The organism is Lysobacter sp. ESA13C (genome assembly GCF_019970005.1).
Lineage (GTDB): Bacteria > Pseudomonadota > Gammaproteobacteria > Xanthomonadales > Xanthomonadaceae > Lysobacter > Lysobacter antibioticus_B.
Genome location: NZ_JAHXYK010000002.1, coordinates 122353 through 137829, shown reverse-complemented (window position 1 = coordinate 137829; position 15477 = coordinate 122353). Strand labels below are relative to the sequence as shown.

At 67.7% G+C, this 15477-nt stretch carries 15 protein-coding genes; 5 read left to right on the top strand and 10 right to left on the bottom strand.

The features are described 5' to 3' along the window. The first annotated feature begins 23 nt into the window (after nt 1–23). On the top strand, nt 24–500 hold the full coding sequence (locus tag LC490_RS03865; RefSeq protein WP_223619347.1) for a hypothetical protein: 477 nt from the start codon (nt 24–26) through the stop codon (nt 498–500). A gap of 147 nt (nt 501–647) precedes the next feature. Here LC490_RS03865 and asnB read toward each other — a convergent pair whose 3' ends face one another. Continuing rightward, complete coding sequence (gene asnB, locus LC490_RS03860) at nt 648–2342, bottom strand: asparagine synthase B (RefSeq protein ID WP_223619346.1); 1695 nt, start codon at nt 2340–2342, stop codon at nt 648–650. A gap of 140 nt (nt 2343–2482) precedes the next feature. Next, on the bottom strand, nt 2483–2614 hold the full coding sequence (locus tag LC490_RS24380) for a hypothetical protein (RefSeq protein WP_255610633.1): 132 nt from the start codon (nt 2612–2614) through the stop codon (nt 2483–2485). A 189-nt stretch (nt 2615–2803) separates the two neighbouring features. On the opposite strand from LC490_RS24380, the gene LC490_RS03855 reads away from it, so the two are divergent. Beyond that, a complete protein-coding gene (locus tag LC490_RS03855; RefSeq protein ID WP_223619345.1) occupies nt 2804–5224 on the top strand; it encodes a penicillin acylase family protein in 2421 nt (806 codons plus the stop codon). Between the two features lie 169 nt (nt 5225–5393). Here the strand turns inward: LC490_RS03855 and dapE are convergent, their stop codons facing one another. The 8 genes from dapE to map all read right to left on the bottom strand — a co-directional run bounded on the left by dapE (nt 5394) and on the right by map (nt 12767). Beyond that, nucleotides 5394–6554 (bottom strand): succinyl-diaminopimelate desuccinylase, encoded by a 1161-nt coding sequence (gene dapE, locus LC490_RS03850; protein WP_223619344.1) that lies wholly within the window; start codon nt 6552–6554, stop codon nt 5394–5396. Next, a complete protein-coding gene (locus tag LC490_RS03845; RefSeq protein WP_031370445.1) occupies nt 6551–6910 on the bottom strand; it encodes a Spx/MgsR family RNA polymerase-binding regulatory protein in 360 nt (119 codons plus the stop codon). Before LC490_RS03845 ends, dapE begins: the two co-directional genes overlap by 4 nt. A 26-nt stretch (nt 6911–6936) precedes the next feature. Next, on the bottom strand, nt 6937–7392 hold the full coding sequence (locus LC490_RS03840) for a hypothetical protein (protein WP_031370444.1): 456 nt from the start codon (nt 7390–7392) through the stop codon (nt 6937–6939). 11 nt (nt 7393–7403) lie between these two features. After that, on the bottom strand, nt 7404–7856 hold the full coding sequence (locus tag LC490_RS03835; protein ID WP_031370443.1) for a hypothetical protein: 453 nt from the start codon (nt 7854–7856) through the stop codon (nt 7404–7406). Between the two features lie 76 nt (nt 7857–7932). After that, nucleotides 7933–8391, bottom strand: coding sequence for a hypothetical protein (locus LC490_RS03830; RefSeq protein WP_223619343.1), 459 nt, complete (start codon nt 8389–8391; stop codon nt 7933–7935). 10 nt (nt 8392–8401) lie between these two features. Next, entirely contained in the window at nt 8402–9391 is a 990-nt protein-coding gene (gene dapD, locus LC490_RS03825) for a 2,3,4,5-tetrahydropyridine-2,6-dicarboxylate N-succinyltransferase (protein WP_223619609.1), read from the bottom strand. Continuing rightward, nucleotides 9292–11994, bottom strand: coding sequence for a [protein-PII] uridylyltransferase (glnD, locus tag LC490_RS03820; protein ID WP_343222996.1), 2703 nt, complete (start codon nt 11992–11994; stop codon nt 9292–9294). Before glnD ends, dapD begins: the two co-directional genes overlap by 100 nt. Next, a complete protein-coding gene (map, locus tag LC490_RS03815) occupies nt 11991–12767 on the bottom strand; it encodes a type I methionyl aminopeptidase (protein WP_031370439.1) in 777 nt (258 codons plus the stop codon). The genes glnD and map overlap by 4 nt, the downstream gene beginning before the upstream one ends. Between map and LC490_RS03810 the strand changes: the two genes are divergently transcribed. The 3 genes from LC490_RS03810 (at nt 12766) to tsf (ending at nt 15324) form a co-directional block, all read left to right on the top strand. Continuing rightward, complete coding sequence (locus LC490_RS03810; RefSeq protein WP_223619342.1) at nt 12766–13026, top strand: hypothetical protein; 261 nt, start codon at nt 12766–12768, stop codon at nt 13024–13026. The genes map and LC490_RS03810 overlap by 2 nt on opposite strands. 400 nt (nt 13027–13426) lie before the next feature. After that, on the top strand, nt 13427–14284 hold the full coding sequence (gene rpsB, locus LC490_RS03805) for a 30S ribosomal protein S2 (RefSeq protein WP_031370438.1): 858 nt from the start codon (nt 13427–13429) through the stop codon (nt 14282–14284). A gap of 158 nt (nt 14285–14442) precedes the next feature. Next, complete coding sequence (gene tsf, locus LC490_RS03800) at nt 14443–15324, top strand: translation elongation factor Ts (protein ID WP_031370437.1); 882 nt, start codon at nt 14443–14445, stop codon at nt 15322–15324. Nucleotides 15325–15477: the final 153 nt, after the last annotated feature.

Here is a 15477-nt window from a genome sequence, read left to right as displayed (position 1 = left end):
CGTCATCCAAGGAAGATTCGACAATGTTCAAGACTCATCGGATTCCGGCGCTCGCCGCCGGCATGCTCTCGCTCGTCCTGCCTTTGGCCGCGCTCGCGTCCGAACCGCCGAGCATCTCGGAAAACCAGTCCGCCTGCGCCGGCAAATACTCGGCCAAGCTCAAGCTGGTGTTCGACCACAGCGGCAGCGCCGCCAGCGCGCACGCCGAAGCCAGCCTGGTGCGTAATCCCTTCGCCCACGGCTCGGTGCCCTATCCGAACTATTTCGGCGCCCAGAGCGTGGTGATGAGCCGCAATTCGGCCAACCCCAACTGGGTCAGCGACGTGCAGGACACCGAGATCACCGGCGCTTACTCCACCACGCCGGTGACCAGCGGCACCACCGTGTTCAAGGCCCCGGGCTGTGAACTGGTCGCGGCCGCGACGGTCAACGTGCAATGCCCGAACGGCACCTGGGAATACAAAAACCTCGAACGCCGTTGGCCGGGTTGCGGGCAGTAACACAGTCGCAGTCGCCGAAGCCGATCGCCAGGAGTGGCGATCGTCTTGATCGCAAGCGATGAACTCCTGCCGGGCCTCATCACGCGAGGCCCGGCACCGCCGGCGGTTCGATCGCCCCCCCGGCCGACCTCGCTCAGCCGGCGCCGCTCAGACCAACGCCGCCTGATGCACGCCGGCCACCGCGCGACCCGACGGATCGGCCGCGTTCGCGAACGAAGCGTCCCAGGCGATCGCCGCCGGCGACGAACAGGCGATCGACTTGCCGCCCGGCACGGTCTCGGCGCAGGCCGCGCCCGGGAAATGACGCTCGAACAGGCCGCGATAGAAATACGCCTCCTTGGTCTGCGGGGTGTTGATCGGGAAACGCCCCACCGCCGTGGCCATGTCGCGGTCGCTGACCTGCGCTTCGGCGTGGGCCTTGAGACCGTCGATCCAACCGTAGCCGACGCCGTCGCTGAACTGCTCCTTCTGCCGCCACAGGATCGAATCGGGCAGATAACCCTCGAAGGCCTCGCGCAGCACCGCCTTCTCGATGCCGCGCTTGCCGCCCGCGGCCTTGTCGACCATCTTCGCCTGCGCGTCCATGCGCATCGCCACGTCGAGGAACTCGACGTCGAGGAAGGGCACGCGCGGCTCCACGCCCCAGGCCATCATCGACTTGTTCGCACGCAGGCAATCGAAGCTGTGCAGCGCATCGAGTTTGCGCACCAATTCCTCGTGGAATTCGCGCGCGTTCGGCGCCTTGTGAAAATACAGATAGCCGCCGAAGATTTCGTCCGAGCCTTCGCCCGACAACACCATCTTCACGCCCATCGCCTTGATCCGTCGCGCCAGCAGGAACATCGGCGTCGACGCGCGGATCGTGGTCACGTCGTAGGTCTCGATGTGCTGGATCACGTCGGGCAATACGTCCAACCCTTCCTCGAAGGTGTAGGTGAAGCCGTGATGCACGGTGCCGAGCGCCTGCGCGGCGATCTCGGCCGCGGCCAGGTCGGGCGAGCCCTCCAGGCCGATCGCGAACGAATGCAGGCGCGGCCACCAGGCCTCGGCCTGATCGTCCTCCTCGACACGGCGGCGGGCGAAACGCGCCGCGCAGGCCGCAACCAGCGACGAGTCCAATCCGCCCGAGAGCAGCACGCCGTAGGGCACGTCGCTCATCATCTGCCGGTGCACGGCGCGCTCGAAGGCCTCGCGCAGTTCCTGCTTGGACACTTCGACGCCTTGGGTGGCGTCGTAGTCGCGCCACGGCCGCTGGTAGTACTTCACCGGCGCACCGACCTCGCTGTCGTAGTAGTGCCCGGCCGGGAACGGGCTGACGTCGTCGCACAAGCGCGCCAGCGCCTTCATCTCCGAAGCCACCCACAAGCGGCCGTCTGCATCGTGGCCCCAGTACAGCGGGCATACGCCGATAGGATCGCGCGCGATCACGTAGCGGCCGCGCGCCGCATCCCACAAGGCGAAGGCGAAGATGCCGTTGAGGCGGTTGAGCAGGTCGCCGAGGTCGCCGCCTTCGTGGTACAGGGCGTTGATGACTTCGCAGTCGGACTTGGTCTGGAACTCGTAGGGCTGGACGAGTTGCTGTTCGAGTTCGCGGTGGTTGTAGATCTCGCCGTTGACCGCCAGCGCGAGTTCGCCGTCGCTGGAACGCAGCGGCTGCGAGCCGCCGGTCGGGTCGACGATGGCGAGCCGCTCATGCACCAGGATCGCGCGCGGCTCGACGCTGACGCCGGACCAGTCGGGGCCGCGATGGCGCTGGCGCGCGGACAGGGACAGGGCCAGCGGCCGCAGCGGGCGCAGGTCGGCGCCGGGGCGCAGGTCGAACAGACCGAGGATCGAGCACATCTGAGCATCTCCTGGAGGGTTTGCAGCGGTTCGGGACGGAAGGGGCGGAAGGGACGGCGGAAGAGCCAGGGGCCCAAAACGCAGAAAGCCCGCACTTCGCAGTGCGGGCTTCCTGAGCGATTGAGCGTGTGTTGCGCGCGCTAATCGCCGGCCCGCGGGAGGCTGGCGTTATTGCGATTATTGTTGTTGACCCGCACGTCGGCCGCGGCCGGGCGCGCACGGCCGCGGAGGGCGGCGTGGCTGCGGCTGGCGGTGGCGAAGACGGCGGTCATGACCCGATCCTGCTTGAGGATCGCGCCGGATGCAAGCGCCGGATTCGCAACACGGGCACCGGGCGCGACCGCGGTCGCGATTCGAGCGTCCCGGCCTCTGGCGAGACCGGGCCGGCGCCGGCACAAGCCGATGCGATACGGCCGCAGCGCGGTCGCGGACTTCGGCTAAGCTCGGCGGTGGAGGAAATCATGGCCAAATGGATCAAGCGCGGCCTGCTCGCGCTGCTTTGCCTGTCGTTGCTCGGCGCCGTCGCGGCCTGGTGGCTGTTGCGCGGCAGCCTGCCCCGCCTGGACGGCGAACTCGCCCTGCCCGGCCTGTCGGCCCCGGTGACGATCCAGCGCGACGCGCTCGGCGTGGTCACCGTCGATGCCGCCAACCAGACCGATGCGATGCGCGCACTGGGCTACGTCCACGGCCAGGAACGCTATTTCGAGATGGACCTGCTGCGACGCACGGCCGCCGGCGAACTGTCGGCGCTGTTCGGCGCTCGCGCCCTCGATTACGACCGCCGTCACCGCGTGCACCGCCTGCGCGGCCGGGTCGAAGCGCAACTCGCGTCGTTCGCCGGCGACAAGACCGCCTTGCTGCAGGCCTATGCCGACGGTATCAACGCCGGCCTCGGCGGCTTGTCGCGCAAGCCCTGGCCCTATCTGTTGCTCCGCGCCGAACCCGAACCGTGGAAGTTGTCGGATTCGGCCCTGGTCGGTTATGCCATGTACTTCGACCTGCAGGACGCGAGCAACGCCCGCGATCTCGCCTATTGGCGCATGCGTCCGCACCTGCCGCCGGCCTTGTACGCCTTGATCACTCACAACGGCAGCCGTTGGGATGCGCCGTTGTTCGGGGCGCCGTTCGGCGATGCCGAACTGCCGAGCGCCGACCAGGTCGATCTGCGCAAGCTGCCGACGCCCGCGTCCGGTGGCGTGATGCAACTGCCGTTCCCGGACGAGATCGGCAGCAACAACTTCGCCGTCGCCGGCAGCGTGACCGCCGACCGTCGTGCAATCGTCGCCGACGACATGCACCTGGGCCTGCGTGCGCCCAACCTGTGGTTCCGTGCGCGCCTGCGCTACGCCGACCCGCGCGTGCCCGGCGGCCGCATCGACGCCAGCGGCTTCACCCTGCCCGGCCTGCCGGCGCTGGTGGTCGGCAGCAACGGCCATGTCGCCTGGGCCTTCACCAATAGCTACGGCGACTGGGCCGACTGGTCGCGCGAACCCGGCTGCGCCGGCGACGCCAAGGCCGCGACCTGCGCGGGCCTGCGCATCCACGAGGAACTCATCGCGGTCAAAGGCGCGCCGTCGAGCAAACTGACGGTGCGCGAGACCGCCTGGGGCCCGCTGCTGCACGACAACGGCGACGGCAGTGCCCTCGCCCTGCGCTGGGCCGCACACCTGCCGGGTTCGCTCAACATGGGCTTGGCCGACCTGAGCCGTGCGCAATCGGTCGACGAAGCGATGCAACTCGCCCGCGGCGTCGCCATGCCGGTGCAGAACCTGGTGCTCGGCGACCGCCGGGGCAAGATCGCCTGGCGTCTGCTCGGGCCGATTCCGGAACGCGACGAAGAATGCTCCACCGCGACCCTGGTCGAGAACGACCTCGTCGACGGCAAGCAACGCAGCGTCACCGACTGCCCACCCTGGAGCCTGCAAACGCAGGACGCGCCGCAGCTGGTCGCGCCGCCGTCGGGCCGCTTGTGGACCGCCAACACGCGCACGCTCGACGGCCTCGAATACGAGCGCATCGGCGACGGCAACTACGTGCTCGGCGCGCGCGCCGGACAGATCCGCGACGGCCTGTTCGCCAAGCAGCGCTTCAACGAACGCGACTTGCTCGCTATCCAGCTCGACGACCGCGCGTTGTTCCTGCAGCGCTGGTGGAAGCTGTTGCAGGACCAGGCCGCCCGCGTCGACAAAGCCGGCAATGCCAGCCCCGCGCTGGCGACCCTGGCCGAAGCGGCACGTCGTTGGGAAGGCCGCGCCGTGCCCGATTCGGCGAGTTACCGCATCGTCCGCAACTGGCGCCGCGCCGTGCACACGCGCGTCGCCAACGGCCTGACCGCGCCGGTGCGCGCCGCGCTCGGCGAACGCTTCGAAATGCCCGAGCTGAAACAACTCGAAGGCGTGGTCTGGCCGCTGCTGGCGCAACGGCCGGATCATCTGCTGCCGCGCAGCGAACGTTCCTGGGACGAGTTGCTGGAGCACTCGGCCGACGACGTGCTCAAGGAGTTCGCGGTAACGCCCCGCCCGGACGCAGCGGCGCGATTGGCCCAGCAGCGCTGGGGCGAGCACAACACCGCCTCGATCTGCCACCCGCTCGCCTCGGCCCTGCCCGGCTTCGCCAAGCGCGCCCTGTGCATGCCCTTCGACGAACTGCCCGGCGATTCGGCCATGCCGCGCGTGCAGCGCCCGGATTTCGGCGCCTCCGAACGCATGGTGGTGTCGCCCGGCCACGAGGCCGACGGCATCATCCACATGCCCGGCGGCCAGAGCGGCCACCCGCTGTCGCCGTTCTGGGGCGCGGGCCACGACGATTGGGTGCATGGACGGCCGACGCCGTTCCTGCCGGGGCCGGCGCGGCATACCTTGACGATGAAGCCGTTGCGGTGATTGCCGGGGGCGCGGCGATCTGACGTCACGCGGTCGCGGCTCGCGCCGCTCCTACCCAGGAGCGACGTTGCAAAGGGTAGGAGCGGCGCAAGCCGCGACCGCGAACCGCAACGGCGTGGCAACAGCCGTTAGCCGACGACGCACGCAAGCGCCGCGGCTTCGTGCCCGGTCAGACCAACAAGCGCTCGATCAACGCCCGATACAGATCCGGCAGCGCCTCCAGGTCGGCGACCAGGACGTTCTCGTCGACCTTGTGGATGCTGGCATTGACCGGGCCGATCTCGATGCACTGCGCGCCCAGCGGCGCGATGAAACGCGCATCCGAGGTGCCGCCGCCCGTGCTTTCCTCGGGCACGGCGCCGGAGAACTGCGCCAGCACTTCGCGCGCCGCCGCGCGCAGCGGGCCTTCCGGGGTGTAGAACGGTTCGCCGCCGCGGAACCAGCGCAATTCGTATTCCAAGCCATGCGCGCGCAGCACTGCTTCGCACTGCTGCTCCAGGCGTTCGGCATTCCAGCTCGGGTTGTAGCGCAGGTTGAACAACACCTGCAGTTCGCCCGGGATCACGTTGTTGGCGCCGGTGCCGGCGTGGATATTGCTGATCTGCAGCGAGGTCGGCGGGAAGGTTTCGTAACCCTCGTCCCAGCGCCGCGCAGCGAGTTCGGACAAGGCCGGCATGGCCTGGTGGATCGGGTTGCGCGCCTTGTCCGGATAGGCGACATGGCCCTGCACGCCGATCACCTTCAAAGTCGCCGACAAGGTGCCGCGACGGCCGACGCGCAACAGATCGCCGAGCTTGGCGGTCGACGAGGGCTCGCCGGTCACGCACCAGTCGATGCGCTCGCCGCGCTCGCGGAAGGTCTCGGCGACGCGGCGCACGCCGTCGATCGCATCGCCTTCTTCGTCCGAGGTCAGCAACAGGGCGACACGCCCGCGATGCTGCGGATGCGCGGCGACGAAGTCCTCCAGCGCGACCACGAACGCGGCCACGCTGCCCTTCATGTCGGCGGCGCCGCGGCCGTACAACACACCGTTGCGGATCTCCGGCAGATAGGGATCGCTGGACCAGGCATCGACCGGGCCCGAAGGCACCACGTCGGTATGGCCGAGCAGGACCAGGGTCGGGCCTTCGCCGTCGCCATGCACCGCCCAGAGATTGTCGACCTCGCCGTAGCGCAGGTGCTCGCAGACGAAACCGGCGCGGCGCAGGCGTTCGGCGATCAGCGCCTGGCAACCGAGATCGTCGGGCGTGACCGAGGGCCGTGCGATCAGCGCCAGAGTCAGATCGAGCACGGCACTCGAGGAGGCCCCGCTCGAAGAGGCCGTGCTCACGACCCGACCCCGAAGCGCTGCTTGAAGCCGTTGTCGCTGAAGCCCTGGCTGACCTTGCCGTCGTCGGTCACCACCAACGGGCGACGGATCAGCTGCGGGTATTCCTTCAGCAGCAGCTTCCACTCCGCATCCGAGGCCGGTTCCTTGCGGTTCGGCGCCAAGGTGCGCCAGGTGGTCGAAGACTTGTTAATCAGCGACTCCCAGCCGCCGACCTGGTTCTTCCACTCGACCAACGTCTCCGGCGCCTGCCGGTTATCGCGATAGTCGACGAAAGTGTGGGCGACGCCGAAGCGGTCCAGCCACTTACGGGCCTTCTTGCAGGTGTCGCAGTTGTTGAGTCCGTAAAGCGTGGTCATGCAGTGAACCTCGATTCGATGTCGGATCAATTCGTACGAAGACGCTTGACGCGCTCGGCCAGTTCGGCGCCCAGCGGGTGCTTGAAGAAAGGCACCAGCACCAGGCCTTTCGGAATGAAGACGATCTCCTTGCCCAGCTTCCCGGGCACGCGCAGTTTCAGGGTGAGGCGCGGAGGATTGTCGTTGCGGGTGATATGGACATCATCGATGTCTTCCAGGGCGATGCGTTGTTTCACCAGGCCTCTCCTGACCAGCAAGAAGCTTCCGCCGTCGAGCACTTTGTCGGCCAAGGTGGAGACATAGCGCTTCATCAGGAGATAGCCGCCCAACAGCATCAGCGTGGGCGCCAGCACCGCCAGGGGCTCGGTCTTCCAAGACTCGGCCGCGAGCGCTCTGGCGATGATGTAACCCAGCGCTCCGTACCAGATGACCGGAAAAATTTTCTTGAGGAAGAAGGTCTGTCCCGACGAAATCTCTCTCATGGCCATCGTTCTCAGGTCTCGTTCCGTGACAGATTGACTCGACGCTCGAGGTCGAACGCCACTTCGTTGCGTCCAAGAGAATTGGGCCGGGGCATGAATACAATCCGCTGTCCCAACGGCCCCGAAGACTTCAGATGCAAGGTCACGCGGCGAGGCTTGAGGTTGTGACTGTCTTCGACGTAGGCGATGTCGGCGAACTTGAGTTGCAGCTCCAATTTTCGACGCCGTACCAGCAGGTAGTCGCCGTAATCGGCGACACAATCGGCGAAGGAGCTCGTCACCACGCAATAAGCGGCGAGTGCCGCGACCAATGCCAACCAGATCGCGACGTGCTCGGCAGAGACGCCGGTCCGACCGCCGAACAAGTACGTCGCAGGAGCAAGCAAGACGACGCCCAACAATAGCCGCGACCATAGTTTGCGCACCACAGTAGTCGGCGACGCGAGCTGATCCCCTTCTATCATTGGGCAAACCCTATCGATGCACGATCCCATGCAGCGGGCCCTGGATGCTGATCCTTAACCGAGCGGAACCGTATCGTCATCGCTTCGACGGCCGCGCGGTGGGAGCTGCACCCACGCGCCTCTCAAGATCGGCCAGGATCGCGTTCTTGCCCGAATCCAACCAGGGATTGGCCTGCGGCAGGAAAACGATATGCCGGCCCAAGGCGCTCGGCTCGCGCAGCTCCAGCATGAGCTGGCCGCGCTGCAGCCAGCCGGCCGGGCGCACTTCCTGCACCTCCGCCAGCGCTACCCGGGCCTCGACGCTGCCGCGCCGCACACGCAACACGTCTCCGGCCTGCTCGACCTCATCGGCCAAGCCCCAGTTGAGCGGCAGGAACGCCGCCGATACGGCCGCGTAGGTGCCGAATACCGCGACCGCCCACATCACTGGAAACCCCACGCCGTAGGTCGCCGCGCATGCGACCGGCAGGCACAGCAGCGGCAGCAACGGGCCCCACTTGTGCCATGCCGTCCAGCGCGACGAGATCCGGCGCATCCGCGCTGCCTCAGTCGGCCAGGCCGCGCAGCAAATCGTTGATGCTGGTCTTCGAACGCGTCTTGGCGTCGACCTGCTTGACGATGACCGCGCAGTACAACGAATGCGATCCGTCCTTGGCCGGCAACTGGCCCGACACGACCACGCTGTACGGCGGCACGTGGCCGTAGCTGATCTCGCCGGTGGCGCGGTTGTAGACGCGGGTGCTCTGGCCGAGGAACACGCCCATGCCGATCACGCTGTGGTGGCCGACGACGAAGCCCTCGACCACTTCCGAACGCGCGCCGATGAAGCAGTGGTCTTCGATGATGGTCGGCGAGGCCTGCAGCGGTTCGAGCACGCCGCCGATGCCGGCGCCGCCGGACAGGTGGCAGTGCTTGCCGATCTGGGCGCAGGAACCGACCGTGGCCCAGGTGTCGACCATGGTGCCTTCGCCGACGTGCGCGCCGATGTTGACGAAGCTCGGCATCAACACCACGTCCTTGCCGATGTAGGCGCCGCGGCGGGCGATCGCGCCGGGCACGACGCGCGCGCCGAGCTTGCGGAAATCGGCTTCGCCGTAGCCTTCGAAGCGCGCCGGCACCTTGTCCCAGAACGGCGCCGGGTCGGCTTCGACGACCTGCATGTCGTTGACGCGGAAGTACAGCAGCACCGCCTTCTTCAGCCACTCATTGACGGTCCAGCCGCCCTTGCCGTCGGGTTCGGCGACGCGGAACTCGCCCTGCTCCAGACCGGCGATGACGCGCTCGACGGTGGGCCGGGTCGAGCCTTCGATCTCGTCGGGCGTGAGCATGCTGCGGCGCTCGAAAGCGCTGTCGATCATGAACTTCAGCTCGTCGATGCCCGGCACTTCGTTGCTCTTCTTGCGTGCGGTCTTCTTGGCGGTCTTCTTGGCGGGGCTCATCGACTGTCTCCTTCGAGGCAGGCCAGCAGCGCGTCGCGCAGGGCCTGCTGTTGCGTTTCGTCGAGCGCGCGATCGCGCCCGTCGGTGATCTGGAATACGTCCTCGGCGCGTTCGCCGAAGGTGGCGATGCGCGCGTCGTACACGCGCAGCCGCTGTTTTCGCAAAGTCTGGGCGACGTCGGCCAGCAGGCCGGGGCGGTCGGTGCAGACCAGGCTCAAGGTGGTGCGCGCGCTCGCCGCTTCGTCCTTGTTGAACGAGGCGAACACGATCTGCGGCACGATGCGGAAATGGCGCAGATGCCGCGGTTGCGCCCGGCGTGCCGGCTTGATGCGTTCGAGCGGGCCGGCCAGGGTCGACTCCAGGCGCCGTTCGACATCTTCGGCGCTCGGCGGCTGGCGCGGATCGGTCGGCACTACTTCGAAGGTGTCGAAAATCGCGCCTTGCGGGCCGTCGAGCACACGCGCCTGCTGGATCGCCAGGCCGAGCCGGTCGAGCGTGGCGACGATCGCAGCGAACAGGCCGTCGCGGTCCGGCGAATGCACGAACACTTCGAGCGCGCCGGCATGGGCGCCGCCGTGGGCGCTGACCGGCCGCGCACGCACGCGGGTGTCGCCGAGCGCGATGCCGCGCAGCGAGGCCGCCTGCCAGGCGATCTGGTCCGGGCGGCCGCGCTGGAAGGCGATCTCGGGCATGCGCGCGAACAAGGCGGCGATCTCGTCGTCGCGCGCGCCGAACGCGGCCAGCATGGCCTGCGCGGCTTCGCGGGTTTCGGCGGCGCGCTCGGCGCCCGCGACCGGATGTTCGAGCCCACGCCGCAAGGCCAGGCGGGTGGCGGTGTAAAGGTCGGCGAGCAGCCGGTCTTTCCACGCGTTCCACAGCTTCGGCGAGGTGCCGGCGATGTCGGCGCAGGTCAACAGATACAGATGATCGAGGTGCTCGCGATCGGCCACCTTGGTGGCGAAGCGATGGATCACGTCGGGGTCGGCGATGTCCTGCTTCTGCGCAGTCACCGACATCAACAGATGTTGGCGCACCAGCCATTCGACCAGTGCGGTGTCGGCCTCGCTCAGGCCCATGGTCGAGCAGAACACACGCGCGTCGTCGCCGCCGAGTTCGGAGTGGTCGCCGCCGCGGCCCTTGGCGATGTCGTGGAACAGGCCGGCAAGCAGCAACAGCTCCGGCTTGCGCAGGCGCGGCCAGACTTCGTGGGCGATGCTGAAGCGTTCGTCGGCTACGCCGGAGGCGAAGCGGGCGAGATTGCGCAGCACCGCCAGGGTGTGCTGGTCGACCGTGTAGACGTGGAACAGGTCGAACTGCATGCGCCCGGAGACTTTCGAGAACGCCGGAATCCAGCGCCCCAGCACGCCCAGGCGCGCCATGCGTTCGAGCGCGTGCACCGGATGCGGGCCGCGCAGGATCTTGATGAAGCGTTCGCGCAACGCCGGCTCGGCCTGGACGAAGCTCGGCACCTGCGACAACGCCTCGGCCAGCGCGCGCGCAGTCTGCGAATGCAGGCCGCGGATCTCGTCGTGCGCGGCCCAGGCTGCGAACAGGGCGAACACCTCGGAGGCGTCGCGCGGCCACTCGGCGTCGCGGGCGGCACCCGCTGTCCGAGCAGCGATGTAGTCGCGGCGCAACTCGAAGGCCTCGAACACGCCGTCCAGCGGCACCGGCACGGCCTCGCCTTCGATCTGCTCCTCGAAGCGCTGCAGCAGGCGCTCGCCGATGCGCAGCACCAGGGCGGCGCTGCGATAGAAGCCCTGCATCATCTGCTCGACCGCGAGGTTGTCGGCGTTGTCGACATGCCCCAGGCGTTCGGCGAGCAGTTTCTGGTAATCGAAACGCAGCCGCTCTTCGCGTTTGCGCGCGACCAGATGCAGCCCGAAACGCAAGCGCGACAAGGTGCGGCGCTCGCGCTCCAGCGTGGTCAGTTCGTCCGGCCCCAGTTGGCCGATCGACACCAGCGATTCCAGATCGGAGGTACCGATGATGCGCAGCGCCATCCAGTGCAGGGTCTGCACGTCGCGCATGCCGCCCGGCCCTTCCTTGAGATTGGGCTCGAGGTTGTCGGCGGTGTCGCCGTAGCGGGCATGGCGCAGGCGCAGCTCTTCGCGCTTGGCGATGAAGAATTCGCGCGCCGGCCACACCTGCGACGGCGAGATCGCCGCCTGCAGCGCCATCTGCGCGACCGCGCCAGCGGCGAGCGGGCGCGCTTCCAGCATCGCGGTCAGCACGCTCAGGTCGGCCGCGGCTTCGGTGCATTGCTCGGCCGAACGCACCGCGTGGCCGACCGGCAGGCCGGCGTCCCACAGCGAGGCGAAAAAACAGCCGAGTTGTTCGGCCTGGGCGGTCTGCGCTTCGGAGTCGGCGAGCACCAGCAAGTCGATATCCGACTGCGGGAACAACTCGCCGCGGCCGTAGCCGCCGACCGCGAACAGGGCCAGTGGCGCGGCCTCGTCGATGCAGGCCTGCCAGGCCGCACGCACCTGCGCATCGACCGCGTCGGTGCGCGCGCGCAGCAGGCGGTCGATGTCGGCATTGGGGTCGCTGTCGAAGCGCTGCGCGAGCGCGGCGTCGACCGCGCTCAAGGCCGCGCGGATCGCCGCCGGGCTGCCGGCGGCGGGCGTCGCCACATCGGGCGCCGCCGACCGATCGGCCAATCGTTCGTCAGGCCGATCGCCGGCGACGGGGCCGGTCATAGGTCGTTGTCGTCGCCCGGCACGCGGGTCAGGATTTCGACGCCGTCCTCGGTCACCGCGACGGTGTGCTCCCACTGCGCCGACAACTTGCGGTCCTTGGTCACCACGGTCCAGCCGTCCGGCAGGGTCTTATGGCGGTAGGTGCCTTCGTTGATCATCGGCTCGATGGTGAAGGTCATGCCGGGCACGAGCTTGACGCCTTCGCCGGGACGGCCGTGGTGCAGCACCTGCGGGTCTTCGTGATACACGCGGCCGATGCCGTGGCCGCAGTAGTCGCGCACCACGCTGAAGCGCTCGGCTTCGGCATAGGTCTGGATGGCATGGCCGATGTCGCCGAGGGTGATGCCGGGCTTGACCAGGCGGATGCCGCGGAACATGGCTTCGCGGGTCACGTCGACCAGGCGCTTGGCCATGACCGAGGGCGTGCCGACGTAATACATACGGCTGGTGTCGCCGTGCCAGCCGTCCTTGATCACGGTGACGTCGATGTTGACGATGTCGCCGTCCTTGAGGATCTTGCTGTCGCTCGGGATGCCGTGGCAGATCACGTTGTTGACCGAAGTACACACGGTCTTCGGAAAGCCCTTGTAGCCGACGTTGGCCGGAATCGCTTTCTGCACGTTAACGATGTGCTCGTTGCAGATGCGGTCCAGCTCGCCGGTGCTGACGCCCGGCTTCACGTACGGAGCGACGATCTGCAGCACCTCGGCGGCCAGGCGGCCGGCGACGCGCATCTTCTCGATGTCTTCGGGTGTCTTGATGGAAATAGCCATGTCGGCATTATCGCTTAATCGGGGCCGCCCTTCACGCGTCGCAGGCCTCGTCGACGCGACGCTGCGTGCCATCGCCGGCGCGGTCGGTGCGCACGTCCCGAAGGTGGACCGCGCGGCACAGGGCGGCCGGCGAACGCTGGAGCTGCCACCGCGTGCAGGGCGCGAAGGCCAGGCGCCCGCGCAAGCCGAATCGCCGCCCGGGCAGCCGCTCAATCGGCCCGGCCGGCCCCTGGCGGGTGGATTTCTCAGCCCGAGCTGAGATGGTGAACCTCAAGGGCGGAAGCCAGGCAATTCGGGCGGCTCCAGGGCGCCCTGGGTGCCTCCTGGCCGCCCCGCCCCTCGTCCGACCCGGCTTCCAGCCCCCTCAACTTGCCCCAAGCCCCCGTCCCCGTTACACTTCCGCGGCTCTGCGACCGGACCGACCTGCTTCACCGGACCGAATCGCGCCGCCCACGTCGGGCGTCACCGACGAATACACACCTGCCGCCACAGCCCGTGCCGGGGTGCCTGAGGGACCGATCGCAAGCTCGGCTCCGCAGGTTCGGACACGGAAGCGACAGGGAGGCCCAACCCCGGAACCCTTCGCCACGGACCTGCGTCCGCGGCGAGCCGCCATCACTCAACCGGCGGTCGGTTCCCTTGCCTTCGGAGTTATCGCAATGCCTCAGATCACCATGCGTCAGATGCTGGAAGCCGGCGTCCATTTCGGCCACCAGACGCGCTACTGGAATCCCAAGATGGGCCCGTACATCTTCGGCGCCCGCGGCAAGATCCACATCATCAACCTCGAGAAGACCGTTCCGCTGTTCAACGACGCGATGAACTTCATCTCGGGCATCGCCCAGAAGCGCGGCACCATCCTGTTCATCGGCACCAAGCGTTCGGCGCGCGATTCGATCAAGGAAGAAGCCCAGCGCTGCAACATGCCGTACATGACCCAGCGCTGGCTGGGCGGCACGCTGACCAACTTCCGCACCGTCAAGCAGTCGGTCTCGCGCCTGAAGGAACTGGAAGCCGGCGAAACCGACGGCACCTTCCAGAAGATGGTCAAGCACGAAGTGCTGGGCCTGCGCCGCGAGCGCGACAAGCTGGAAGCCTCGCTGGGCGGCATCAAGGACATGAACCGTCTGCCCGACGCTCTGTTCGTGATCGACATCGGCCATGAAGACATCGCGATCAAGGAAGCCAAGAAGCTCGGCATCCCGGTCATCGCCGTTGTCGACACCAACTACGACCCGGCCCTGGTCGACTACGCGATCCCGGGCAACGACGACGCCATCCGCGCCGTGCAGCTGTATGCCCGCGCCGCCGCCGACGCCGTGCTCGAAGGCAAGGCCGCCGCTCCGCAGGTCGGCAGCGTCCGCGAGGAAGAGTTCGCCGAAGCCGCCGAAGACGGCGCCGCCAAGGACGACCGCAAGTCCGCTCCGCGCGGCCGCGCACCGGCCAAGAAGGGCCCGGCTCCGGCTGCCGCCCCGGCCGCCAAGAAGGCCGACGGCGAAGCTCCGGCTGCCGAGTAAGCGTCATGTAATGCAGCCGCGCGACACTGCGCGGCTGCACTTGCCCGTATCCGCTCCGGGTAGCAGCGGCGTAAGCCGCGATGCATCGCCGTACCGAGCGATGAAACGCGGCTTACGCCGCTCCTGCCCGGACTTTATCGAACACCCGAGGTAACCCCATGGCTGAAATTTCCGCTTCCCTGGTCAAGGAACTCCGCGAGCGCACCGGCGCCGGCATGATGGAGTGCAAGAAGGCGCTCGTCGAAAACAACGGCGACATCGACGCCGCTGCCGAATGGCTGCGCAAGTCGGGCCTGGCCAAGGCCGACAAGAAGGCCGGCCGCGTCGCTGCCGAAGGCCGCATCGCGGTCGCCCAGGACGGCGGCAAGGCCGTGCTGGTCGAGATCAACTCCGAGACCGACTTCGTCGCCAAGGACGCCAACTTCCTGTCCTTCACCGAGACCGTGGCCCAGGCCGCGCTGAGCTCGGGCGCCGTCGACGCCGAGGCGCTGAAGGCCGTCAAGCTGGCTTCCGGCGAAACCGTCGAGGAAACCCGCGCCGCGGTCATCGCCAAGGTCGGCGAGAACCTGCAGGTGCGTCGCCTGATCCAGATCGACAGCGCCAACAACGTCGCGGCCTACGTCCACGGCGGCCGCATCGGCGTGCTGATCGAGCTCAAGGGCGGCGATGCCGACCTGGCCCGCGGCCTGGCCATGCACGTTGCCGCGATGAACCCGCCGCACATCAAGGCCAGCGACGTCCCGGCCGAGTTCGTGGCGAAGGAAAAGGAAATCGAACTGGCCAAGATGTCCGACAAGGACAAGTCCAAGCCGGCCGACATCCTGGAGAAGATCATCGGCGGCAAGATCGCCAAGATCGTCAACGAAGTCACCCTGTACGGCCAGCCCTACGTGCTGAACACCGATCAGACCGTCGAGCAGGTGGTCAAGGCCGCCGGCGCCGACGTGGTCAGCATGCAGCGCATCGCCGTCGGCGAAGGCATCGAGAAGCAGGTCGACGACTTCGCTGCCGAAGTCATGAAGCAGGCCGGCCTGGCGTAAGCCACCGTCGCTTCGAGGCAGTACGAGAAAGGCCGCGGATTCCGCGGCCTTTTTCTTTGTTCGGGATTCGGGATTCGGGATTCGGGATTCGGGATTCGGGAATCGGGAATCGGGAATCGGGAATCGGGAACAGCGTAATCATCACCCGTCGTT

Bases quoted from the DNA above. Each gene is read 5' to 3' on its own strand.
- LC490_RS03865 (WP_223619347.1), top strand. From the start codon at position 24: ATGTTCAAGACTCATCGGATTCCGGCGCTCGCCGCCGGCATGCTCTCG.
- asnB (WP_223619346.1), bottom strand. From the start codon at position 2,342: ATGTGCTCGATCCTCGGTCTGTTCGACCTGCGCCCCGGCGCCGACCTG.
- LC490_RS24380 (WP_255610633.1), bottom strand. From the start codon at position 2,614: ATGACCGCCGTCTTCGCCACCGCCAGCCGCAGCCACGCCGCCCTCCGC.
- LC490_RS03855 (WP_223619345.1), top strand. From the start codon at position 2,804: ATGGCCAAATGGATCAAGCGCGGCCTGCTCGCGCTGCTTTGCCTGTCG.
- LC490_RS03845 (WP_031370445.1), bottom strand. From the start codon at position 6,910: ATGACCACGCTTTACGGACTCAACAACTGCGACACCTGCAAGAAGGCC.
- LC490_RS03840 (WP_031370444.1), bottom strand. From the start codon at position 7,392: ATGAGAGAGATTTCGTCGGGACAGACCTTCTTCCTCAAGAAAATTTTT.
- LC490_RS03835 (WP_031370443.1), bottom strand. From the start codon at position 7,856: ATGATAGAAGGGGATCAGCTCGCGTCGCCGACTACTGTGGTGCGCAAA.
- LC490_RS03830 (WP_223619343.1), bottom strand. From the start codon at position 8,391: ATGCGCCGGATCTCGTCGCGCTGGACGGCATGGCACAAGTGGGGCCCG.
- glnD (WP_343222996.1), bottom strand. From the start codon at position 11,994: ATGACCGGCCCCGTCGCCGGCGATCGGCCTGACGAACGATTGGCCGAT.
- LC490_RS03810 (WP_223619342.1), top strand. From the start codon at position 12,766: ATGTCGGCATTATCGCTTAATCGGGGCCGCCCTTCACGCGTCGCAGGC.
- map (WP_031370439.1), bottom strand. From the start codon at position 12,767: ATGGCTATTTCCATCAAGACACCCGAAGACATCGAGAAGATGCGCGTC.
- rpsB (WP_031370438.1), top strand. From the start codon at position 13,427: ATGCCTCAGATCACCATGCGTCAGATGCTGGAAGCCGGCGTCCATTTC.
- tsf (WP_031370437.1), top strand. From the start codon at position 14,443: ATGGCTGAAATTTCCGCTTCCCTGGTCAAGGAACTCCGCGAGCGCACC.